General features: G+C 69.3%; 20 protein-coding genes and 1 tRNA gene. 5 read left to right on the top strand and 16 right to left on the bottom strand.

The genetic code is table 11. The features are described from left to right. Window positions 1–20: 20 nt before the first annotated feature. The 3 genes from Q7S93_RS08625 to Q7S93_RS08635 form a co-directional block, all read right to left on the bottom strand. Window positions 21–782, bottom strand: a complete 762-nt coding sequence (locus Q7S93_RS08625; RefSeq protein WP_304713477.1) for a hypothetical protein — start codon at window positions 780–782, stop codon at window positions 21–23. Window positions 783–823: 41 nt separating this feature from the next. Beyond that, window positions 824–1,174: a hypothetical protein gene (locus tag Q7S93_RS08630; protein WP_304713478.1), complete on the bottom strand. Its 351-nt coding sequence runs from the start codon at window positions 1,172–1,174 to the stop codon at window positions 824–826. Between the two features lie 164 nt (window positions 1,175–1,338). Beyond that, on the bottom strand, window positions 1,339–2,931 hold the full coding sequence (locus tag Q7S93_RS08635) for an isocitrate lyase (protein ID WP_304713479.1): 1,593 nt from the start codon (window positions 2,929–2,931) through the stop codon (window positions 1,339–1,341). A gap of 149 nt (window positions 2,932–3,080) precedes the next feature. Between Q7S93_RS08635 and Q7S93_RS08640 the strand changes: the two genes are divergently transcribed. The 3 genes from Q7S93_RS08640 (at window position 3,081) to Q7S93_RS08650 (ending at window position 8,033) form a co-directional block, all read left to right on the top strand. Continuing rightward, window positions 3,081–4,496: a helix-turn-helix domain-containing protein gene (locus Q7S93_RS08640; protein ID WP_304713480.1), complete on the top strand. Its 1,416-nt coding sequence runs from the start codon at window positions 3,081–3,083 to the stop codon at window positions 4,494–4,496. A 312-nt stretch (window positions 4,497–4,808) separates the two neighbouring features. After that, window positions 4,809–6,959 (top strand): malate synthase G, encoded by a 2,151-nt coding sequence (locus Q7S93_RS08645; protein WP_304713481.1) that lies wholly within the window; start codon window positions 4,809–4,811, stop codon window positions 6,957–6,959. A gap of 99 nt (window positions 6,960–7,058) precedes the next feature. Continuing rightward, window positions 7,059–8,033 (top strand): alpha/beta fold hydrolase, encoded by a 975-nt coding sequence (locus Q7S93_RS08650; RefSeq protein WP_304713482.1) that lies wholly within the window; start codon window positions 7,059–7,061, stop codon window positions 8,031–8,033. On the opposite strand, the gene Q7S93_RS08655 is transcribed toward Q7S93_RS08650, so the two are convergent. The 10 genes from Q7S93_RS08655 to Q7S93_RS08700 all read right to left on the bottom strand — a co-directional run bounded on the left by Q7S93_RS08655 (window position 8,030) and on the right by Q7S93_RS08700 (window position 17,885). Further along, window positions 8,030–8,449, bottom strand: coding sequence for a hypothetical protein (locus Q7S93_RS08655; protein ID WP_304713483.1), 420 nt, complete (start codon window positions 8,447–8,449; stop codon window positions 8,030–8,032). The two genes, Q7S93_RS08650 and Q7S93_RS08655, sit on opposite strands and share 4 nt — an antisense overlap. 16 nt (window positions 8,450–8,465) lie before the next feature. Continuing rightward, window positions 8,466–10,073 carry a leucyl aminopeptidase gene (locus Q7S93_RS08660; protein ID WP_304713484.1) on the bottom strand — a complete coding sequence of 536 codons (1,608 nt, stop codon included), beginning with the start codon at window positions 10,071–10,073 and terminating at the stop codon, window positions 8,466–8,468. Window positions 10,074–10,170: 97 nt separating this feature from the next. Next, window positions 10,171–10,797 (bottom strand): NUDIX hydrolase, encoded by a 627-nt coding sequence (locus Q7S93_RS08665; RefSeq protein WP_304713485.1) that lies wholly within the window; start codon window positions 10,795–10,797, stop codon window positions 10,171–10,173. Between the two features lie 48 nt (window positions 10,798–10,845). Further along, complete coding sequence (locus Q7S93_RS08670) at window positions 10,846–11,487, bottom strand: pentapeptide repeat-containing protein (RefSeq protein WP_304713486.1); 642 nt, start codon at window positions 11,485–11,487, stop codon at window positions 10,846–10,848. A gap of 47 nt (window positions 11,488–11,534) precedes the next feature. Beyond that, a complete protein-coding gene (locus Q7S93_RS08675) occupies window positions 11,535–13,106 on the bottom strand; it encodes a carboxylesterase/lipase family protein (protein WP_304713487.1) in 1,572 nt (523 codons plus the stop codon). Window positions 13,107–13,122: 16 nt separating this feature from the next. After that, window positions 13,123–14,658, bottom strand: a complete 1,536-nt coding sequence (locus Q7S93_RS08680) for a carboxylesterase/lipase family protein (protein ID WP_304713488.1) — start codon at window positions 14,656–14,658, stop codon at window positions 13,123–13,125. Window positions 14,659–14,679: 21 nt separating this feature from the next. Further along, window positions 14,680–16,086, bottom strand: coding sequence for an MmgE/PrpD family protein (locus Q7S93_RS08685; protein ID WP_304713489.1), 1,407 nt, complete (start codon window positions 16,084–16,086; stop codon window positions 14,680–14,682). A gap of 8 nt (window positions 16,087–16,094) precedes the next feature. After that, the gene (locus tag Q7S93_RS08690; protein WP_304713490.1) at window positions 16,095–16,814 is read right to left on the bottom strand and encodes an IclR family transcriptional regulator; all 720 of its coding nucleotides are present in this window, start codon (window positions 16,812–16,814) and stop codon (window positions 16,095–16,097) included. Between the two features lie 204 nt (window positions 16,815–17,018). Next, complete coding sequence (locus Q7S93_RS08695) at window positions 17,019–17,291, bottom strand: hypothetical protein (protein ID WP_304713491.1); 273 nt, start codon at window positions 17,289–17,291, stop codon at window positions 17,019–17,021. A gap of 520 nt (window positions 17,292–17,811) precedes the next feature. Next, window positions 17,812–17,885, bottom strand: a tRNA-Gly gene (locus tag Q7S93_RS08700). Between the two features lie 53 nt (window positions 17,886–17,938). On the opposite strand from Q7S93_RS08700, the gene Q7S93_RS08705 reads away from it, so the two are divergent. After that, window positions 17,939–18,139, top strand: coding sequence for a hypothetical protein (locus tag Q7S93_RS08705; RefSeq protein WP_304713492.1), 201 nt, complete (start codon window positions 17,939–17,941; stop codon window positions 18,137–18,139). Between the two features lie 11 nt (window positions 18,140–18,150). Here the strand turns inward: Q7S93_RS08705 and Q7S93_RS08710 are convergent, their stop codons facing one another. Beyond that, a complete protein-coding gene (locus tag Q7S93_RS08710) occupies window positions 18,151–19,173 on the bottom strand; it encodes a 2'-deoxycytidine 5'-triphosphate deaminase (RefSeq protein ID WP_304713493.1) in 1,023 nt (340 codons plus the stop codon). 137 nt (window positions 19,174–19,310) lie between these two features. On the opposite strand from Q7S93_RS08710, the gene metZ reads away from it, so the two are divergent. After that, window positions 19,311–20,495 carry an O-succinylhomoserine sulfhydrylase gene (gene metZ / locus Q7S93_RS08715; RefSeq protein WP_304713494.1) on the top strand — a complete coding sequence of 395 codons (1,185 nt, stop codon included), beginning with the start codon at window positions 19,311–19,313 and terminating at the stop codon, window positions 20,493–20,495. A 6-nt stretch (window positions 20,496–20,501) separates the two neighbouring features. Here the strand turns inward: metZ and Q7S93_RS08720 are convergent, their stop codons facing one another. Beyond that, window positions 20,502–21,413, bottom strand: coding sequence for an Hsp33 family molecular chaperone (locus Q7S93_RS08720; protein WP_304713495.1), 912 nt, complete (start codon window positions 21,411–21,413; stop codon window positions 20,502–20,504). Window positions 21,414–21,467: 54 nt separating this feature from the next. Next, on the bottom strand, window positions 21,468–22,382 hold the full coding sequence (gene argF, locus Q7S93_RS08725) for an ornithine carbamoyltransferase (RefSeq protein ID WP_304713496.1): 915 nt from the start codon (window positions 22,380–22,382) through the stop codon (window positions 21,468–21,470). Window positions 22,383–22,448: the final 66 nt, after the last annotated feature.

The following is a 22,448-nucleotide window of genomic DNA, read 5'->3' on the forward strand; positions in this document are numbered from 1 at the left end:
TCAAGGCGTGTGAGCCCTGATCAGACGTCGGCGCCACGGATCGGCGTGACGATGCCGGTGTCACTGGCGCGACGATCAGGATCGATCGCCCGCGGCTCGCCGCTCACATCAGCGGCGAAGGAGCGCGGTTCCTGGTAGCGCTGCCGCTCCTGGAGCACCTCGTCGCGGCTATAGGGCTGAGCGTTGTGGTCGAAGCTGTTCCAGCCGGACTCGCGATAGGCCGGCCCCCGCACGGCGGCCTCAACGCCCCGTTGCTGCACCAGGATCTGCTCGACGCGGGCGGTGTCATCGCCCTTGGCCTTCACGCTGACCAGGGTGCCGCCGCGGCGAACGCCTTCGGCATAGACATTGGCGTCCTCGTCCGAATGGCCGGCTTCCTTCAGCGCGCCCAGAAGGCCGCCGGTAGCGCCGCCGGCCGCCGCGCCAACCGCTGCGCCGACCGCCGTCGAGGCCAGCCAGCCCGCAGCGACCACGGGGCCAAGACCCGGAATGGCCAGCATGCCGAGGCCCGCGAGCAGGCCGCCGGCGCCGCCGATCAGGCCGCCGGTGGTCGCGCCCTTGCCGGCGCCGTCGGCCACGTCGTTTTCGCCGTCGCCGTTACGGTCGCCCAGCGGGCCAGCCGCCTTGCCGCCGGTGGGATGCTTGTGACCGGCATGCCAGTCGTCCGCGTTGTTCGAGATAATGCTGATGCGGTCATGATCGATACCGGCGCGCTCAAGGTCGTCGATGGCGGCCAGGGCCTGGGTATGGCTGTCGAACAGCCGGGTGATGGTCTTGGTCATGGGATCAAACTCCGTAAGTCTGTGGATTGGGGGCCGGGCGTCTACTGGGTGACCACTTCGCCGCGGTAATCGACGGAGACCTGCACTGGCGCGCCGGACTGCATGGCCGTGCCCTGCCACATGCCTTCGGCGTTCTGCGTCAGAGCGCCGACCTCGGTGTAGCCGGCCTTCTCGATGGCGCCGCGCGCCTGGGCTTCGGTGAACGAGTTGGCGCCCGGGGTCTGGCCGGCGTCCCCGGTGGTGGGTTCGGTGTCGACGGCTTCGTTCCGCGGGGCCTCCGAGGCCGAGACCATCGGGCCTTCGGTCCGATCGGCGTCGGCGGCCTGATCGTTGTTTCCGCAGGCGGCGAGAAGCGCGGCGGTGGCCGTAAGCGTCAGGATAGATTTCAACATTTGGTCAGCTCCCATTTGTGATGAAGGGAAGCCGCAAGGGCCACGGGTTGTTCCCGGGATCATTTTCGCGTCGACGAGGAACTTTTTGGCGTCAGGCTTCGCCCACGAAAAAGGGCCCGGGGTCGAAACCCCGGGCCCTCCGTCTGGTCGTTGAACCGGCCGGCTTAGCCGAACTGGTTCATCGTGTTGTGGGCGCCCCCGGCCTTCAGGGCGGCTTCGCCGGCGAAGTACTCCTTGTGATCGTCACCGATGTCGGAGCCCGACATGTTCTGGTGCTTCACGCAGGCGATGCCCTGGCGGATTTCTTCGCGCTGCACCTGCTTGACGTAGCCGAGCATGGCTTCGTCGCCGAAATAGCGCTTGGCCAGGTTGTCGGTGGACAGGGCGGCCGTGTGATAGGTCGGCAGGGTGATCAGGTGGTGGAAGATGCCGGCCCGCTTGGCGCCGTCAGCCTGGAAGGTGCGGATCTTCTCGTCGGCTTCGATCGCCAGTTCGGAGGCGTCGTAGTCGATGCTCATCAGCTTGTCGCGGTCATAGGCCGAGACGTCCTTGCCGGCCGCCTTGTAGGCGTCATAGACCTGCTGGCGGAAGTTCAGCGTCCAGTTGAACGACGGGCTGTTGTTGTAGACCAGCTTGGCGTTCGGGATGACTTCGCGAACCTTGTCCATCATCGAGGCGATCTGCTCGACGTGCGGCTTTTCGGTTTCGATCCAGAGGAGATCGGCGCCGTTCTGCAGCGAGGTGATGGAGTCCAGCACGCAGCGGTCGGCGCCGGTGCCTTCGCGGAACTGGAACAGGTTGGAGGGCAGGCGCTTGGGGCGAAGCAGCTTGCCGTTGCGGCTGATGATGACGTCGCCGTTGCCGACCTGCGAGGCGTCGACCTCATCGCAATCCAGGAAGCTGTTGTACTGGTCGCCCAGGTCGCCGGCTTCATGGCTGACGGCGATCTGCTTGGTCAGACCAGCGCCCAGCGAGTCGGTGCGGGTGACGATGATGCCGTCGTCCACGCCCAGTTCGAGGAAGGCGTAGCGGCAGGCGCGGATCTTCTGGATGAAGTCCTCGTGCGGCACGGTGACCTTGCCGTCCTGGTGGCCGCACTGCTTTTCGTCGGAAAACTGGTTTTCGATCTGCAGGGCGCAGGCGCCGGCTTCGATCATCTTCTTGGCCAGCAGATAGGTCGCCTCGGCGTTGCCGAAGCCCGCATCGATGTCGGCGATGATCGGAACCACGTGGGTCTGATAGTTGTCGACGGCGTCCAGCAGGGTCTTTTCCCGGGCCTTGTCGCCGGCCGCGCGGGCGGCGTCGATGTCGCGGTACATCATGCCGAGTTCGCGGGCGTCAGCCTGGCGCAGGAAGGTGTAGAGTTCTTCGATCAGGGCCGGAACCGAGGTCTTCTCGTGCATCGACTGGTCGGGCAGCGGGCCGAAGTCCGAGCGCAGGGCCGCCACCATCCAACCCGACAGATAGAGGTAGCGACGGTCGGTGTTGCCGAAGTGCTTCTTGATCGAGATCATCTTCTGCTGGCCGATGAAGCCGTGCCAGCAGCCGAGGGACTGGGTGTACTTGGACGAGTCGGCGTCATAGGCCTCCATGTCCTTGCGCATGATCGCCGCGGTGTAGCGGGCGATGTCCAGGCCGGTCTGGAAGCGGTTCTGCAGCCGCATGCGGGCCACGGACTCGGGATTGATCCCGTCCCAGGTTCCGTTCTTGCTCTTGATGAGCTCGCTCATCTTGGTGGTGTGTTCTTGATAGGCCATTGCGCTTCTCCTCGAAATCCGCCGGGATTTGACGGCGCTCCTACAGGGGCGGGCCGGGGCTGCGAAACCCCCCGCGCGGTTGGGATGTCAAACTTTACAGATTTTGATTGTAATGTTGTAAGGATGGCGACGCCTATGAAAGCCTGACCATGTCCACCGAACGTCGCCTCTATGTGGGGGCCAACCTGCGCCGGATGCGCCGCGACCTGGGTCTGACCCAGGCCGACATGGCGTCCGACCTGGAGGTTTCGGCTTCCTACATCGCGCTGCTCGAACGCAACCACAGGCCGCTGAGCGCCGAGATGCTGCTGCGCCTGGCCCAGACCTATCGCATCGACATCGCCGCCCTGGCCGGCAACGCCGATTCCGACGACGCCGCCCGGCTGCAGGCGGTGCTGAAGGACCCGATGTTCGCTGATATCGACCTGCCGTCCCTGGAGACGGCGGATGCGGCGACGAACTTTCCCGGCGTCACTGAGGCCCTGCTGCGCCTCTACACCGCCTATCAGGAAGAACAGCTCGCCCTGGCCGACCGCACGGCCGAGGCTCACGCCACGGGGGCCGGAAGCGCCATCGAGGCGCCCGACCCGGTGGCGGAGTCACGCCGGTTCCTGGCGGCGCGGCGGAACAACTTCCCCACCCTCGACGACGCCGCCGAGCGCCTGGCCCAGAACGTGGCCAGCCATGAGGGCCTGGCCGGCTATCTGAAGGCCCGCCACGGCCTGCGGGTGCGCCGCCTGCCGGCCAATGTGATGGTCGGATCGGTGCGAAGACTCGATCAGCACCGCAAGGAAATCCTGCTCGACGACTCCCTGGACACCGCCAGTCAGACCTTTCAGCTGGCGCTTCAACTCGCCTATCTGGAAATGCGGGCCGAGGTGGCCGCCGTGCTCGCCGAAGGCAGTTTCGCCACCGAAAGCGGCGAGCGCCTGACCAGGCGGGCCCTGGCCAGCTATGCCGCCGCCGCCATCCTGATGCCCTACACGGCGTTCGCCCGGGCCGTGGAGGCGCGGCGCTATGACGTCGAGGCCCTGGCCCGGCAGTTCGCCGCCAGCTTCGAGCAGACCGCCCACCGGATGACCACCCTGCAGAAGCCTGGGCAGGAGCGGGCGCCCTTCTTCTTCATCCGCGTCGATGAGGCGGGCAATGTGTCCAAGCGGCTGGACGGGGCCGGCTTCCCCTTCGCCCGCCACGGGGGCGGCTGTCCCCTGTGGTCAGTCCACCACGCCTTCCGCACGCCTCGGCAGATCGTCACCCAATGGCTGGAGCTGCCGGATGGCCAGCGGTTCTTCTCCATCGCCCGCACGGTCAGCGCCGGCGGCGGGGCCTATGGGGCGCTGCGGGTGGAGCGGGCCATCGCGCTGGGCTGCGCGGCCGAGCACGCCGACCGCCTGATCTATACCCAGAATCGGCCGGGGCCAGATCAGGCCACCCCCATCGGCGTCACCTGCCGGCTTTGCCACCGCACCGACTGCACCGCCCGCTCGGCGCCGCCCATCGGCCGGCAGATCCTGGTGGACGATATCCGGCGCACCAGCGCCCCGTTCGGATTTTCCGACAATTAGAGCGCGTTCCGATAGGTGGGAACCGGTTATCGGGCGAAACGCGCGTAAGACTTAGGGTTTAGACTGCGGGGCGATGTCTTCCCCAGGATGGGCGGTCGGCCGCAAGGATTTGCGCGGGCACGCCCTCGCCTGCGCAAGCTTCATCCTGCAATCTCCGGGCGCGGCCGGCAGGCAGGTGCGCGTCGGCCGGGGGCCTCCCTTGCGATAGGGGCTTCAAAGCCGCGCGCTTCCGTGCAGTAAAGCGGCCGAGCGAGGATGTCGCCTTAAGCGCGGCGTCGTCGAGAACGCCATATCGAGAGCCTGGTTAAGCGCATGGACATCAGCAACACCCTTTCGGTCGACGATCTTCTGCACGCCTTTGTCGAAGGCGAGCTGCTGCCGGGCACGGGCGTAGAGCCGAAAGCCTTCTGGGCGGCTCTGGAAAGCATCCTGGCCGACTTCACCCCGCGCAACGCCGAGCTGCTGAAGCGCCGGGACGAGCTGCAGACCGCCATCGACGCCTGGTGGCGCGAGCGCCGCGGCAAGGATGTCAGCGTTTCCGAACAGACCGCCTTCCTGCGCGAGATCGGCTATCTGCTGCCCGCCCCGCCGGCCTTCAAGATCGACACCCAGAACGTCGACCCCGAGATCGCCCGCCTGGCGGGACCGCAGCTCGTGGTGCCGGTGTCCAACGCCCGCTATGCGCTGAACGCCGCCAACGCCCGCTGGGGCAGCCTCTATGACGCCCTCTACGGCACCGACGCCCTGGAGCCGCCCACCGGCGGCAAGGGCTATGATCCCGAGCGCGGCGGCAAGGTGATCGCCTATGCCCGCCAGCTGCTGGACCAGGTGGCCCCGCTCACGGCCGGCTCCCACGCCGACGCTGTCAGCTACGCCATCGCCGGCAAGGACCTGGTGGTCCGCCTGAAGGACGGGACCGAGGCCCGCCTCGCCACCGACGATCAGCTGGCCGGCTGGCGGGGCTCAAAGGACGCCCCCGAGGGCGTGCTGCTGCGTCACAACGGCCTGCACCTGGAGATCCTCGTCGACCGGTCGAGCAATATCGGCAAGGACGACCCGGCAGGCGTCGCCGACGTGCTGGTGGAAGCCGCCCTGACCGCCATCCAGGACTGCGAGGATTCCGTCGCCGCCGTGGACGCCGAGGACAAGACCGGCGTCTATCGCAACTGGCTGGGCCTGATGCGCGGCGACCTGGAGGCGAGCTTCCCCAAGGGCGGCCGCACCGAGACCCGCCGGCTGGAGCCCGACCGGGTCTATACCGCCCCGGACGGTTCGGACTTGACCCTGCGCGGCCGCAGCCTCCTGCTGGTCCGCAATGTCGGCCACCACATGATCACCGACATGGTGCGCTTCGATGGCCAGGACGCCTTCGAGACCGCCGTCGACGCCCTGATCACCGTGGCTGCGGCCCTGCACGACCTGAAGGGCCAGAAGACCAACAGCCCGGCCGGCTCCATCTATGTGGTGAAGCCCAAGATGCATGGACCCGACGAGGTGGCGCTGGCCGTCCGCCTCTTCGACCTGGTCGAGGACGCGCTGGGCCTGCCGCGCAACACCGTCAAGATCGGCGTCATGGACGAGGAGCGCCGCACCAGCGCCAACCTCAAGGCCTGCATCCATGCGGCCCGGGAGCGGATCGTGTTCATCAACACCGGCTTCCTCGACCGCACCGGCGATGAGATCCACACCGCCATGGAGGCTGGCCCCATGGTCCGCAAGGACGCCATGAAGGCCGAGCCCTGGCTGCCGGCCTATGAGAAGCGCAATGTGGAGATCGGCCTGGCCACCGGCTTCATCGGCCGCGCCCAGATCGGCAAGGGCATGTGGGCCGCCCCCGACATGATGAAGGACATGCTGGCCGCCAAGATCGGCCACCCCAGGGCCGGCGCCAACACCGCCTGGGTGCCCTCGCCCACGGCCGCCGTCCTGCACGCCCTGCACTATCACCAGGTGGATGTGGCCGCCCTGCAGGCCTCAATGGACGCCACTGAGCCCACGGGCCTGGAGGATCTGCTCACCCTGCCCCTGGCCAAGTCCAACTGGAACGCCGCCGACATCGCCCAGGAGCTGGACAACAACGTCCAGGGCATCCTCGGCTATGTGGTGCGCTGGATCGACCAGGGGGTCGGCTGCTCCAAGGTGCCGGACATCCACGACGTGGGGCTGATGGAGGACCGGGCGACCCTGCGGATCTCCAGCCAGCACATCGCCAACTGGCTTCACCACGGCATCTGCACCGAGGCCCAGGTGCGCGAAACCTTCGCCCGCATGGCCAAGGTGGTGGACGGCCAGAACGCCGGCGACGCCCTCTATCAGCCCATGAGCTTGAATCTCGACGCCAGCGTCGCCTATCAGGCCGCCCTGGAGCTGGTGTTCGAAGGCCGCGTCCAGCCCAACGGCTATACCGAGCACATCCTCACCCGCCGCCGGCGCGAACGTAAGGCGCAGGCCGCCGGCGCCTGATCCTGGTCCCGCCCCTTCGGGGGCGGATTTGACCGGCGTCATAGCCGGGCTGGCGCAGGCGGCGTTTCTCTCAGGTCCGCGAACCTGGAGACGCCGTCCTTGCGCCCGCTGACCACAGGCCTGCTGGCCGCCCTGTCGCTGGCCGCCCTAGCCGCCCTCGGGACCGGCGCGCGGGCCTATCATCGCGACATGACCCAGGCCCGCGCCGCGCTCGCCGGGCGTAGCCAGGTGGTCGAGACCGCCTTCGGGCCGGTGGAGTACGCCGAGGACGGCCAGGGGCCCGCCGTGCTGGTCATCCATGGCAGCGGCGGCGGCTTTGACCAGGGCCTGGCCTTTTCGGAACCCCTGACGGGCGTCCGGCGGATCTCCCCCTCGCGGTTCGGCTACCTGCAGAGCCCCATGCCGGCGGGCGCGACCCCGGAGATGCAGGCCGACGCCCTGGCCGAATTGCTGGGCGCCCTTGCAACGGGGCCCGTGGTGATCCTCGGCGGCTCGGCCGGCGCCCTGTCGGCGACCCAGCTGGCGCTGCGCCATCCTGAGCTCTGCCGGGGCCTGGTGCTGGTCGCCCCGGCCCTCTATGCGCCCGACCGGGCGCCCGACGCCCGGGCGCCAACCCCGCCCGTGGTCGACGCCCTTATCCAGGCCGCCCTGGGCTCGGACCTGGTGTTCTGGCTGGGGATGAAGGCCGCGCCGGATCTGATGGTCCGCACGGTCCTGGGGACTGATCCGGCCCTGCTGACCACGGCCACGGCCTCAGAGCGCCGACGGGTAAGCGAGGTCCTGTTCCACATCCTGCCGATCCGCCCGCGCCGGGACGGCCTGATCATGGACGGCGCCACCTCCGGCGCGCCGCCCCCCTACGATTTTGACCGGATCGCCTGCCCCGTGCTGGCCATCGCCGCCCGGGACGACCTCTATGGGACCGACCGGGCCGCGGTCCATGTGGCGCAGCTGGCGCCCACGGCCGAACTCGTCCTGTTCGAGGAAGGCGGCCACCTCTGGGTCGGCCATGACCAGGCCCTTTGGGCGGCTGTCGCGGAGTTCATTTCGGCCCAGGCGGCAGACGCGCCCTAAGGACAGCGGCGGCGAACGAGGCCGGTTGAGCCTTCGCTCACATCCGTCAGGGTCTGGCCGTCCTCGGAGAGCTGGAACACCCGGCTGTCGACCCAGGTTTCGCCCTCGCCGCTCATCATCGCCTCGATCGCCAGGCGGCCGTCGGCCTCAAGGCGGGTGGCGCTGATCTCACCCTGGCTCTCATAGAAGCCGATGGCGTCCGGACCAATGGTCAGGCGCGACTCGTCGCCACCCCCGCCACAGGCTGAAGGATCGGCGTTCCACTCCCCCTGGAAGGTGGGCGGCGCGGTGACGGAGATGGCGCTGACCGCGGGCTCTGTGGTCGGCGCCGGCGCTTGGCCAGGCCCGGCCTCTTCCCCGGGCGAGCAGGCGGCCAGGAGCAGGACGAGGGCGACGCCAGGCAGGAGGGGGCGCATCAGCATGACTTTCCGATCAGGTTTCAGGGCCGGCGATGGGCTGGAAATCCCGCACGAAACGCTCAAGCAGACGCACCGTAAACCCGGCCGAGCCCGCAGGCTTCATGTCATCGGCCGCCCCATAGGCCATGCCGGCGATGTCCAGGTGAGCCCAGGGAATGTCGGGGTCGATGAACTCGCCGATGAAGTGGGCGCCCGTGCCGGCGCCGGCCCCTTCGCCGCCGCCATTCTTCAGATCGGCGATGGTGGAGCTGATGTCGGACCCGTAGCTGGGGTGCAGGGGAAGCCGCCACAGGGGTTCGTCCACCGCCTCGCCGGCCGCCTCGAGCTGATCGGCCAGGGCGTCATGGCGGGTGAACAGGCCGGCATACTCATCCCCCAGGGCCTGCCGCACGGCGCCGGTCAAGGTGGCCACATCCACCACCGCAGCCGGCTCCAGCTGGGCGTCCACCCAGGACAGGGCGTCCGCCAGGACCAGGCGGCCCTCGGCGTCGGTGGAGACGATCTCGATGGTCTTGCCGTTCATCGCCGTCAGTACGTCGGCAGGGCGGATGGCGCGACCGTCCGGCATGTTTTCGGCCAGGGCCGCTACGGCGATCACATTGACCGGCGCCCGAGCCCTGGCCAGGGCGATCGCCGCCCCGGTGACGCTGGCCGCGCCAGACATGTCCATCTTCATATTGCCCATGTTCGTGCTGGGCTTGATGGAGATTCCCCCGGTGTCGAAGGTGATCCCCTTGCCCACCAGCACCACGGGCGCGGCCGGAGCGCCCGCGCCACGGTATCGGATGACCAGCATGCGCGGCGGGCGCTCGGAGCCCTGGCCGACGCCGAGCAGCGCGCCCATGCCCAGCCGCTGCATGGCGGGCACGTCCAGCACCTCGATCGAGACGCCGGCCGCGCCAGCCAGAGCCGCCTGGGCCCGTGCGACGAACACCTCGGGATAGACGATATTGGCCGGCTCGTTGGAGATGTCCCGCGCCCAGGCCATGGCCGAGACGATCGCCTCGCCCCGGGGCCGGTACTGCGCCTCTGCCGCCGCGGCGGCCTCGCTCACCAGGGTCGCGGCCCCCGGCGCCTTGCGCGCGCGGGCCTTGGCCTGGTGGAGGTCGGAGCGATAGTCGCCAAGCCCCAGGCCGATGGCGAACTCGGACGCCGCCTCCGCCGGCAGGCCGCCGGCCAGCACCGTCACGGCGCCCGGCTCGTCCATCAGCGCGCGCCCGGCGACAGCGCCCGCCGACTGGTAGGTCTTGGCCAACGGCGTCTCGCCCAGCCCGACCACCAGGATCATGTCCCAGGCGCCGAGGCCCCGCAGGCTCAGGGTCTTGCGGGCGTCGTACGAGAAATCAGCTGAGCCCAGCGCCCGGGCCAACGCTGCGCGTTCGGCCTCTGTCAGGCTCGCGGCCCGGGTCGCAAGGTCGGCCTCGCTGCTCAAGGGCAGGACCAGCAGGCCGCCAGCCGCCGGCGCCTCGGTGGTGAAACTGACGGCCCGCCACACGGGCTTGGCCGCCACGCCCTGGCTGGCCGCAGCCGTCGATCCCGCGCCCTGAGCCTCAGCGAGTGTGGGTGCGGCAAGCGCCAGAACGCAGGCGGCGGCGCAGGCGAAGAGACGGGGATGGGGCATGGGGGCTCCAGGATCGGACGGGGACGGCGCAACGGCGGCTCAATGTTCGAAGCGAGGAGGCCAGTCAAAAGCCAAAGGTCCCCGTCCGCAAGTGCGCCTATCGCCAGGCGAAGACCGGCTGGTCGAGGTCGGCGACCCGGGTGACGCGGCCGGCGACCAGTTCGCGCAGCTGATAGACCAGGGCGGCGGTGGGGGCGTGCAGGTGCTGGTCGCCGATCCGCATGCGGATCACAGGACGCGGGCTTTCGGGAATGGTCTCGAAGCTGACGGCGGTTTCGTCGCCGATATGATCCAGGCGAATCCGATGGGCCGAGGCGACCTCGGCCGGGTTCAGCCGCATCTCGCAGGCGCCGTCCAGCCAGGCCACCACGGGGCTGATCACATAGCCCGACCGGGTGGGATAGTCGTCCAGCACCCCAAGGATCTCCGAGGCCGGCAGCGTCACCCCGAGCTCCTCCTCCAGCTCCCGCAGGGCGGCCTGTTCCAGGGTTTCGCCGGGGTCGCAGCGGCCGCCGGGCAAGGCCCACTGGCCGGCGTGCGCCCGCATGGCCGCCGCCCGCCTCGTCAGCAGGAAGGCGGTCTCGCCTGACCCGTCGTCGGCCTCCACCAGGGTGATGGCGACGGCCGCCCGCTTCAGGTCCGCCCCCGGATAGGCGATGCGGGGAAAGGCGGCGCAGGCGCGGGTCAGGGTCTCGCGGAACGTGGCGGCGAAGAGGTGGCTCATGCCTCATCAGCTACGCTACGGCGCGCGAGGCGTGAACCCTGATCTGGCTCAGACCACCTTGAGACCCAGCCCGATCAGCAGCTGGGCCGCCTGGGCCTTGGAGATGAAGGCGCCGCGGAACCGACCGGCGTCGGAAAGCCGCAGGTCCCCCAGGTCCGCGCCCCGCAGGTCGGCGGCCTCGAAACGGGCGTCGGTGAGATTGGCGTCGCGGAGATTGCAGGCGAGCAGCACCGCCTCGCGGAAGTCACAGCCGGCGAGGTCGGCGCCTTGCAGGTCCAGGGCCTCGAGCTCGGCCTTGCGGAAGCTCACCCCCCGCAGATAGGCGTTGACCAGCAGGCAACGCTCGAACGTCAGGCCCAGGGCGCTGACCTCCTGAAACTGGGCGCCGGTCAGCTTGCAGTCGGCGAGGCGGGCCGCCGCCAGGCGGGCGCCCCGCCAGCGGGTATTGTTGAGATCACAGCCCGTGAAGCTCGCCTCGGTCAGGTCGGCCGACCCGAAGTCGGCCCGCCCAGCCCGGCAGCGGGCGAAGACGCAGCCGGCCAGCTCCAGGTCGGTGAGATCGGCGGCGGCCAGGTCCCAGCCGACGAAGCGGCTGGCGCCATGGGCGGACAGGACCGCCGCCACGGCCGCCCTGTCCGCCACGCCCGGCGGCGGAGCTGGCTCAAAGAGATCGGCGGGCTGTCGGGTCATCCCCCTGGCTAGTCACGGCCGCCTCCCGATGCAAGCGAAGCGGGCGCTCAGCCTCGCCGGCTGGACCAGTATTCCCGGAAGAAGCTGCGGGGATCCGACTTGGCCTCAGTGGGCGCGCCGAACACCAGGGTCGTGCGCGCCTCGGCGTCGTAGGGCGCCCAGGCCGGGGTGGCCGCATTGTTGGGGTCGCCCGTGGCCGCCAGGGCGACCCAGGCCGAGGCGATCTCTCCGGCCAGCCGCTGATTGTCCGCCGTCGGCCCGGCCAGGGGCGAGCGGATGTCGTACATGGCGTAGGGCACGTCGATCCCGTGGACGGCGCCATAACGTCCGCCGAAGGCCGGGCTGGGGCTCGCCCAGAGATAGGACCACGACCTGGCGCCGCCGGCCGCGAGCCTGCGCTCCAGCATGGTGACGGCGCCCAGGCGGAATGAGGTGTCACTGGCCATCCGCGCGCTGATGACGAAGGGCGTCGCGGCCGGGTCCTCGTCGCGATAGGCGGCGAGCAGCATCTCGGCCTCCTCGCCCACCCGGCGGCGGAAGCGCTCCAAGACCTCGTCCCAAGTCATGTCGAACTTGACCTCCCGATAGGTCCGCTCGTCCAGGGCGGTGGAGACGATCAGCGGGATGTCGAGGGATTCCTGCGGCGCGCCCGGCGTGAAGGGATGGTGCGGGATGGCGTGCCCCAGCACCGGTGAGAAGGACTGCGGCGCCTCGCCCCGGGAGCGCTCGCCGGCCTCCACATCGGCCTGGGCGGCCAGCAGGGTCTGATAGGGCACGGCCTGCAGTTCGCGGATCTGGCTGGCCTTCAGGCCCAGGCGCTGCAGGAGCTGGTCGGCGACCTTGGCCGCCTCGTCCCGCTTCATGGCCACCAGGCGCGAGCCGCTCATGACCCCGGCGCTGGAGAACAGCCCCTTGGCCGAGGGCATGCCCAGCAGGTGGCTGACCTTGGCCCCGCCGCCGGACTGGCCGAAGATCAGCACCCGGCTGGGATCGCCGCCAAAGGCCTCCACATTGCGCGCCACCCATTGCAGGGCGGCCACCAGGTCCTGCACCCCGGCCGCGCCGGAATCGGCGAACTCGCCCTCGTCGCCCAGATAGAGATAGCCCAGCGCGCTCAGCCGGTGATTGACCGTGATCACGACACAGTCGCCGAACCGGGCCAGCATCTCCCCGTCCCCGCCCGGCCCGTTGCTGGAGCCGCCATAGAAGCCGCCGCCGTGAAACCGCACCAGGACCGGGCGCTTGGCCCGCGGGCTGGGGTCGGGAGTCCAGAGATTGAGGACCAGGCAGTCCTCGCCCATCCCGCCGGGCTGCACGTCGTTGAGGATCAGGTCGGCATAGGCATGGCGCCGGTCGCCGGGGATCTGCGGGGCGATCTGCCCGTAGTCCAGGGCGTCGCGCACCCCGGCCCAGGGCTGCAGCGGCTGCGGCGCACGGAAGCGGTTGGCGCCTGCGGTGTCGGCGGCGTAGCGCAGGCCCTTGAAGCTGGCGATGCGGCCCGAGGACAGGCCGCGGACCTTGCCCTCGGCGGTCTCGACGATGGGGAACTGCCGGGCCTCGGCCTTGCGGACGGCGGCGAACATCGCCTCGGCCTCGGTCGTGTCGCTCTGGGTGCTCATCACAGGTCTCCGGCGTTCAGCGGTGCAGGGTCCGACCCATCTGCTGGGTCTCGTAACGGGCCATGAGCTTGCGCTCCTCGGCAAAGGGGTCGTGAGCCAGGCGGGGCGGGACCTCGAACAGCATCACCGGCCGCTCCGCCAGGTCATAGGCGGGCCAGTCGGGGACGGCGGCGTTGTTGGGATCGCCGGTGCGGGCGAAGCTGATCCAGCTCTCGGCCATGGCGTGGGCCATGGCTCGGGTCTCGTCGCTTTCGGGGCCCGTCAGATGGGTCGCATAGGCCACATTGTCGAACATGAAGGGCAGGTCCAGCGTGTGCTGGCTGATCTTGCGCCCGTCCTCGGCCGGGGAGCGCCAGGTGAGCTGATAAACCCAGGTCGGCGCGGCGTTCGCCCGCACCCGCTGTTCGGCCATGATCGTCTGGTCGAGCACATAGCCGCGGGCCGAGGTGATGGTGAAATAGACCTCGGTCGGCGAGGCCCCGGGATTGTCGGCGCGGAAGATGCCCACCGCCGCCTCCACATCCTCGGCCGGGATGAACTTGGCCAGCCGGCGCTTCATCTCGGCCTCGTCCATGTCGAAGACGCCCTCCTGATAGCCCAGCTGGTTGGAGAGTTCCGTCCGCGTCGTGCCGACCATCATCGGCAGGTGGTTCGAACGGGCCGGCGCATCGGGCAGGAAGGGGTGCGCCTGGAACGCCAGGCCGTCGAGCACCGGCGAAAACCGCGAGCGCGTCTCGCGCATCACCTTGATCTGGGCCGCGCTGAGCGCGTCCACCGACGCCTCCAACAGCCGGTCGGCCTGGTTTGGCGCGATGTCCAGGATCTTGAGCAGGGCGTCGGTCAGGGACGCCGCATGTTCCGGCGACTGGATGCGCAGGTGCGATCCGCTCTGGACGATGCCGCGCTGGAACAGGCCCTCGGCGTCCTGGCCGGCATAACAGAGGCTGACCTTCCGCCCGCCACCGGACTGGCCAAAGATGGTGACGTTGTCCGGCGCGCCGCCGAAGGCCGCGATATTGTCCCGCACCCAGCGCATGGCGGCGATCAGGTCGAGATAGCCGACATTGCCCGCCGCCGCGTAGTCCGGCCCCAGGCGTTCGCCCAGGAAGCAGTGGCCAAAGACGTTCAGACGGTGATTGAGGCCCACCACCACCACGTCCCCGCGCAGGGCCAGCCGGGCGCCGTCATAGACCTTCTGCGACCCGGAACCGGCCTCGAACCCGCCGCCATGGAACCACAGCATCACCGGCCGGCCGGCGCTGTCGGTGTTCGGCGTCCAGATGTTGAGCCGCAGGCAGTCCTCGCTCATCGGCCCCTTGTCGGCCAGCATGCTGCGCATCTGCGGCGACTGGTGGCCATATTCGAAGGCGTCCTGAACCCCCGTCCAGGGCTCCACCGGCTGGGGCGGGCGGAAGCGGTTGGCGCCGCCTGTGGGCGCCCCATAGCGCAGGCCCTTGAAGACGCTGACGCCCTCGGCCCGGCGCCCCCGCGCCTTGCCCTGGGCAGTGTCGACCACCGGGGTCTCGACGGACAGTTCGGTCACGGAGGACATCAGCTCACCTCTTGTTGGGCTTCAGGCTTGGCCGGCGCTTGAGTCTGGCCGGGCGATCAGGTCGATGAGAGTCGCGGCCCGCGGCAGGTCTTCGAGCCCGTCGACGGCGTCGACCACGGCTTGAGCATGGGCCTCGCCCAGGACCGGCGTCATCAGCTCCAGGGCCTTGGCGACCACGTCGGCCTTGCCCATGGGGTGGGAGGGGAAGCCCAGGACGTGGGGCACATAGGCGGTTTCACAGCGACCATCGACGCTGGTGACGGCGACCCTCGCCGACTCCGTCCGGGGCTGGCCCGGCGCGGCCTCCTGGGCCGGGTCGTGGCGGATCTCCACCTTGTCCATGAGGGCGTGGACGGCGCGGTCGCCGCGCATCCGCTCAAGCGACTGGGCCGAGACGAAGTCCAATCGGCCGTCCAGCAGGATGATCGCCGCCAGATAGCGCAGGTTCAGGGCCGGCATGGCCGCGTCGCGGAAGGCCTGCCACCGCCCCGGCATCTCGATCAGGACCGAGGCGACCTCGGCCGTGCCGATGCGGTCGCGCAGGGCCAGCAGGGCCTCGACCGCCGGCTGGGTCGGCCCGCCCACGGGGTAGCGCTTATAGGCCGTCAGCGGCAGTTCGGATCGGACGCCCAGCTCTTCGACCAGATAGGCCCGGTTCGCGTCACCGCCAGCGAAGATCGAGGCGCGCATCCAGCCCGCCGGATGATCCAGGCTGTCGCGCACGCCGCGGAAACCCGCCTCGACCATCAGCGCGGCCTGCAGGCCATCCCGGGCGCCCATGCCGGCGAAGACGAAGGCCTTTTCGATGTGCTCCACGTCCAGCAGCCATTGCCACGAGCCCGAGGCCTGCTGGGCGCAGTAGGTGAGCACGTGGGCGGCCTGGTCCTCCGACAGGCGAAGGAGGCTGGCGGCGGTGGCCGCCGCGCCAAACAGCGGCCCGATCCCGTGGTTGGCCACGCCGGCCCGGCGCAGATTGTCGATCCCGAGCGCCTTGGGCGTCCGCCCGGCCAGCTCATAGCCGATGATCACCGCCCGCAGGACGGCCGCCCCCGACAGGCCACGCGCCTGGGCGAGCGCCAAGGCGACGGTCACCACCGCCGGTCCCGGCTGGACGAAGGCCGAGGGGATGAAGTCGTTGATCTCCGCGCCGTGGCCGGTCATGGCGCCGGCGAACACCGCATCCACCAGGCCCGCCCGGTCTTCCGTCCCCAGGATGGTGACGGCGCTGGGTCCCTCCCCGCCGCTGAGGGACCGGGCGTAACTTCGGGCCAGGATGGCCGGCTCCAGGTCGCGGCAGGCGACGATGGCGGCCAGGGTGTCGAGGATGTGGCGGCGCCCCAGTTCGGCGTGCTCGGGCGCCGGCGCACGGCCGTGGGCGCCGGCGATGAAGGCCGCCAGGGCCGGGGTGACCTGGACGACATCGGTCATGTTCTGACTCATGGTCTGTTCACCGCCTCGGCCATGCGGGCGCAGGTTTCGAGGACCGCCTCGGCGATCGCCTTCGACTTGGCCGCGTCCAGCCGTTCCCGCGGGGCCGAGACCGACAGGGCCGCGATCGGCCTATGGCCCGGCCCGATGACCGCGGCGCCGGTGCTGACCACGCCGGGACTGTAGCCTGACACCGCATAGCCCCGGGCGCGGACCTCATTGAGTTCGGCCAGCAGGGCGGCGACGTCCAGCGTCCGCCGGGTCGCCATCCGCGCCAGCCGTTCGGGGGCATCGATCAGCCGGGCCAGCATGGCCTTGCCCCCTGAGGTCAGGGGCGCGGCCACACGGCTGCCCACCCGGGCGCCGAAGCGCACCGGCCGTGGGGCGATGATCTTGTCGAGATAGAGGACGTCGTCGCCGACCAGCACGGTCAGGTTCACCGTCTCGCCGGTGTCGCGGTGCAGGTTCTGGAGATAGCCTGAGGCCACCCGCTTGATGGGCAGGTCGGCGATGACGCCGGCCCCCAGCTCCCAGGTCTTCAGGCTCGCGCCATAGAGCCCGGAGTCCTCCTGCTGCGCATAGCCGAGCTCGCACAGCGTGCCAAGGATTCGGTGGACGGTGCTCTTCTGCAGACCGGTCTGCGCCGCCACGGCCGACAGCCGCAAGGGCCCCGAGGCCTGCGCCAGGGTCTCCAGGATCTGAAAACTGCGGGATACCGCCCTGTCCAACCTGCGTCCGCCTCCCGGTGATTGGGCGACGCTAGCACCGGCGAAAACCGAATTCTATTGCGCGGTATGAAATTCCGCCTGACGGAACACGGGCTTGTCGTCGAACTTCAGGCGTCGCCCTGTTCGATCACGCGGCCCCAGGGTGTGACGGAACCATCCCCTTGGTAGGGATCGACAGCCCCGCGCGCGGCGTCGCCGCTCCGGCTACCCTTGGCCCGAATGCATCGCTATCGCCAGATCGATGGCGACCCGCGCGGGGTCCTGAGTCGGCGTCAGCGGCGCACTGGCGCGCCGCCCGTCGCTGGTGACGTGGATCTGGCCGCCACGGACCACATAGGCGACTTCGTGGGTCAGATCGCCAACCTGGATCGTGTAGACGGCGCTCGCCGGAGACTTCCGTCTCCGGGCCACAATGAACGCCAGGAGCCCAATGGCGATCAGCGCGCCTCTGAACAAGGTGTCGACATCAAACCCCATGAACCCCTCCGCTGGGCGCCGTCACCCTATCGGTGAGCCGAGCCACCGTTGCAGGACGACCCATTGTTTCGCATTTGTTCTGGATTTTGCAATGACCTGTGAGACACTTTCAGCAGCGTTGAAGACTCCGCCGCGCGCTCGAAGCGCGTAGAGCGTCCGCCCCTTCAGACAGTCTTGGAGAACACCAAATGGCAGATCCGCGCATGCACGATGGCTTGAGCATGGAAGAATGGCAGCGCCGTCGGCGCGAAGGCCGGCTAACCGGAAATCCAGATTCCAGCCAACGCCCCCCCGTGAGCTTGAAAAGCCGGCGCTGGCCTGGGCATCCTCTACGACATGGCCCGGGAACTGCGCGACGACTTGGCGAAGACCAACCCCAAGCCTAGGCAGCGCTAGCTCATCAGTGCACGCCTGCGTTCGACGCCGCGCGGTTGGGTCAGGCCGAGCGAACGACCGCCAACATGGAGCAATGAAGCTCCGCGATGGATGTCGTGTGGAACGATCTACCCGATCTGCCAACTGGAGCGGATGAAGGGAATCGAACCCTCGTCGTGAGCTTGGGAAGCTCCTGCTCTACCATTGAGCTACATCCGCGCGATGGCGGTTCTGGCATAGGGTCCGGGGCCTCGCAAGGCGAAAGGGGCCCCTTGCGCAGGCGGGCCGCCGGCGACGGGACCATGGTGGCGCTGGCCGCCCCGTCCCGGGAGATGGTGGACGAGATCCATGCCCTCGCCCTCAAGACCGGGGCCGCCGACGGGCGCGCGCCGGGCGTTCGCATCCCGAACTTCTACGGCGCCTATTTCCGCGACCTGGACGGCGACAAGCTCTGCATCTTCAAGATGGGCTAGATGCCCTGCCGTCAGCCCCAGGGGCGGAAGTGTTTCGACAGCTTCAGCCCCTGGCGCTGGTAATGGGAGCCGCCTTCGCCATAGAGCCGGTCCGGCTTTTCGGTCAGGGGCTCATAGACCAGACGCGCCACGGTCTGGCCGTCCTCCAGCAGGAAGGGCGTCTCGTGGCTGCGCACCTCCAGAACCCCGCGCGAACCGTGGCCGCCCGCCTCCTCGGTGCCGAAGCCGGGGTCGAAGAAGCCGGCATAATGCACTCGGAACTCCCCCACCGAGGGATCGATGGGCGTCATCTCGGCCGCCTGCAGCACCGGGATCTCCACGGCCTCCTTGGAGGCCAGGATGTAGAATTCGCCCGGATCGAGCAGCAGCTCGCCATGGCGGGGGACCAGAGGCTCCCAGAAGTCCCGCGGGTCGTGGCCGTCTTCCTTGTCCATGTCGATCACACCGGCGTGGCGGCGCGCCCGGAAGCCGGCCACCCCTTCGGTCAGGTCGACGCCGACGCTGCGCATATCGAGCTTGGGCGGCTCGCCGCGCTTGAGGCGCAGCTGGTTGAGCCGGGTGCCGGTGCGCACCAGGATGGAGAAGGTCTGCGGCGCGATCTCCATATAGGTCGGCCCGCCATAGCCCTCGGCCACGTCGTCGAAGGCCGCCCCATGGTCGGTGAGCAGGCGCACGAAGACATCCACCCGCCCTGTCGAGCTCTTGGGGTTGGCCCGGGCGGCCACGCCCGGCGGCAGGGTCAGGCGCTCCTGCAGCTCGGCGATATAGACGCAGCCCTTCTCCAGGACGGCCCCGCGGGCCAGGTCGAGCTCGTGCATGGCCACATCTTCCAGGCGCTGGGCCACCCTGCGGCCGAGGCCCGGCAGGAAGGAGGCCCGCACCCGCCAGGCGCGCACGCCCAGGCGCAGGTCCAGGCTGGCCGGCTGGACCTGGTCGGAATCGAAGGCCGTGGCGCTGGTGATCGCGCCCTGGGCGATCAGGGCGTCAATGGCCTGGCAGGGCAGGATGCCGGGCAAAAGCAGAGCGTCATTCATCACAGGGACACTCGCCGCTGGCCTTGAGTCTGACAAGCCGCTGTCGCAGCGCTGCGGCCTTGGGGCGCCGGCCCTTGACCGCAAAGCCTCAAGGCGGTTGATGCGCACTCCGAGCTTGCCTGCCGGGAGGAGCCCCCATGGCCGAAGATCCGCGCGACTGGAACCTGGAGACCAAGCTGGTCCGCGGCGGCCTGGCCCGCACGGCCTATGGGGAGATCTCCGAGGCGCTGTTCCTCACCCAGAGCTTCGCCTACGACACCGCCGCGGCCGCCGACGCCCGGTTCGCCGGGGATGCGCCGGGCTTCATTTATCAGCGCTTCGGCAACCCCACGACGCAGATGTTCGAGGACCGGCTGGCCCTGCTGGAGGGCGCCGACCTCTGCCGCGCCACCGCATCAGGCATGTCAGCCGTCCATGTGGCCCTGACCGGCCTGGTGCGGGCCGGGGACCACATCGTGGCCGGCCGCGCCCTGTTCGGCTCCTGCCGCTGGATCCTGTCGGAGTGGATGCCCCGCTTCGGCGTCGAGGTGACCTATGTGGACGCCGTCGATCTGGAGGCCTGGAAGGCCGCCGTTCGCCCCAACACCAGGTGCTTCCTCGTGGAGAGCCCGGCCAATCCGCTGCTGGAGGTGACCGACATCCGTGGCGTGGCGCAGATCGCCCAGGCGGCCGGCGCCAGGCTGGTGGTGGACAATGTTTTCGCCACCCCGATCTTCCAGAAGCCTTTGGCGCTGGGCGCCGACATCGTCGTCTATTCGGCCACCAAGCATATCGACGGCCAGGGACGCGTCCTGGGCGGCGCCATCCTGGGCGGCGAAGAGCTGATGCTGGAAGCCTACAAGGACATCCTGCGTCACACCGGCCCGGCGCTCTCGCCCTTCAACGCCTGGGTGCTGCTGAAAGGCCTCGAGACCCTGGACCTTCGGGTGCGCCGCCAGAGCGACAACGCCGCCCATGTGGCCGACGCCGTGGCCGCCCACGGCAAGGTGCGCCAGACCGTCTATTGCGGTCGGCCCGACCACCCGCAGGCGGCCGTCATCGCCGAGCAGATGAGCGGCGGCGGCAATGTGCTGGCCTTTGACCTGGGCAGCCGCGAGGCCGCCTGGCGGTTCCTGGACGCCCTGCAGATCGTCGACATCTCCAACAATCTCGGCGACGCCAAGTCCATGGCCACCCATCCCTGCACGACGACGCACCGGTCCATGCCGGCCGAGGAGCGGGAGTCCATCGGCCTCACCGAAGGCTGGGTGCGGATGAGCGTCGGCCTGGAGAACGCCCAGGACCTGCAGCGCGACGTCGAGCGGGCCCTGGATCAGGCCTAGGGCTGGTCAGCCGCCCGTCAGGCCCTCGGGCTCCAGCCGGTAGGTCCTGGCGCAGTATTCGCAGGTGACGTGGATCCGGCCATCCGGCTCGATCATGTCGGCCCGCTCCTGCGCGTCGAACGAGGCCAGGACGCCGCGGATGCGCTCCTCCGAACAGCGACAGACCGCGCTCAGCGCCTGGTCCTCGAACACCCGCACCCCGTCCTCGTGGAACAGGCGGAACAGCAGGGTCTGGCCCGAGATGCTGGGATCCAGCAGTTCGTCCTCGCCGATGGTCTCGAAGAAGGCCTGGCTGCGGGTCCAGGCCTCCTCGGTGGAGCCCCGGGCCTGATCTTCGGCCACGTTCTGGATCAGCATGCCGCCGGCCCGCCAGCGCAGGCCCTGGCCCACATCGGCCTGGCCGACCGCCAGCCGGACCCGCGTCGGGGTCTGTTCTGACTGGGCGAAGTACTGCTCGGCGCAGAGCGCCAGGGTCTCGCCCTCGATGGCCGTCACCCCCTGGTAGCGGTCCATGTCCGGGCCCTGGTCCACGGTCATGATGAAGACGCCGCCCCCCAGCAGGGTGCGGGCGCCGGGACGCACAAAGCCCTGCGAGGCCTCGGCCACCGCATCGGGATCGAAGCGGCAATAGCCGCGCAGGTGGCCGGCGGTGTCGTAGTCGGCGACCACATAGCGCACCGGGCCCTCGCCCTGGGCCTGGACGATCAGCCGGCCTTCGAACTTGAGCGCCGAGCCCACCAGGGCGGCCAGCGCGCAGGTCTCGCCCAGCAGGTTGGCCACCGGCTCGGGATAGGCGTGGGCGGCCAGGATTTCATCGATGGCCGGGCCAAGCCGCACGAGGCGGCCACGGACCGCGGCGTCCTCGATCTGGAAGGGGCCGACGACGTCGTCAGGGATGGGAAGCGCGTTCTGGGACATGGCGAGGCCATATAGGCGCCCCACGTCCCGATTGCGAGCCCCGAGGCCGCCGGCTCAGATCGCCTCGAAGCACCAGGCCAGGATCGACTTCTGGGCGTGGATGCGGTTTTCCGCCTCGTCCCAGATGCGCGAGCGCGGGCCGTCCATCACCGCGTCCGACACTTCCTCCCCTCGGTGAGCCGGCAGGCAATGGAGGAAGATGCTGTCCTTGGCCGCCAGGTCCATCAGCTCATCGTCCACCTGATAGGCCTCGAAGGCCGCCAGGCGCGCGTCGTGGTCGGTGTCGCCCATGGAGACCCAGGTGTCGGTGATGACGCAGTCGGCGCCGCGGACCGCAGCCCTGGGGTCTTCGGTCATCGTCACCTGGCCCTGCATCTCGGCGGCGCGGGCGAGGTCGGTCAGGTCCGGATGGTAGACGGTGGGACAGGCGATGCTCAGCTTGAAGCCGAACTTGCCCGCCGCATGGATGAAGCTGGCGCAGACATTGTTGCCGTCCCCCACCCAGGCCAAAGTCCGCCCCCGCACGGGGCCGAGGTGCTCCTCGAAGGTCAACAGGTCGGCCAGGATCTGACAGGGATGGCTCTTGTCGGTCAGGCCGTTGATCACCGGGACGGCGGACGCCATGGCCAGGCGCTCCAGGTCCTCGTGGGTGTTGGACCGGATCATGATGGCGTCGACCATCCGCGACAGCACCTGGGCGGTGTCCTCGATCGGCTCGCCGCGGCCGAGCTGGGTATCGCGCGTGCTGAGGAATATGGCTGAGCCGCCGAGCTGCTGCACGCCCGCCTCGAACGACAGGCGTGTGCGCGTGGACTGTTTCTCGAAAATCATCGCCAGCGTGCGGTCGACCAGGGGGTAATAGGGCTTGTAATGCTTGAACTGGGACTTGATCCAGCGCGTGCGTTCGAGAAGATGCTCGTACTCGGAACGGGAAAAATCGTTGAATTGCAGATAATGCCGTAGCTTCATGCTGAACCTCCGGCATTAGTGCGCCGGAGTCGCCTGGCTGAGGAAGTCCCGGATCAGCGGTGAGAG

The organism is Phenylobacterium sp. (assembly GCF_030646615.1).
In the GTDB taxonomy this organism is placed as follows: Bacteria; Pseudomonadota; Alphaproteobacteria; order Caulobacterales; family Caulobacteraceae; genus Phenylobacterium.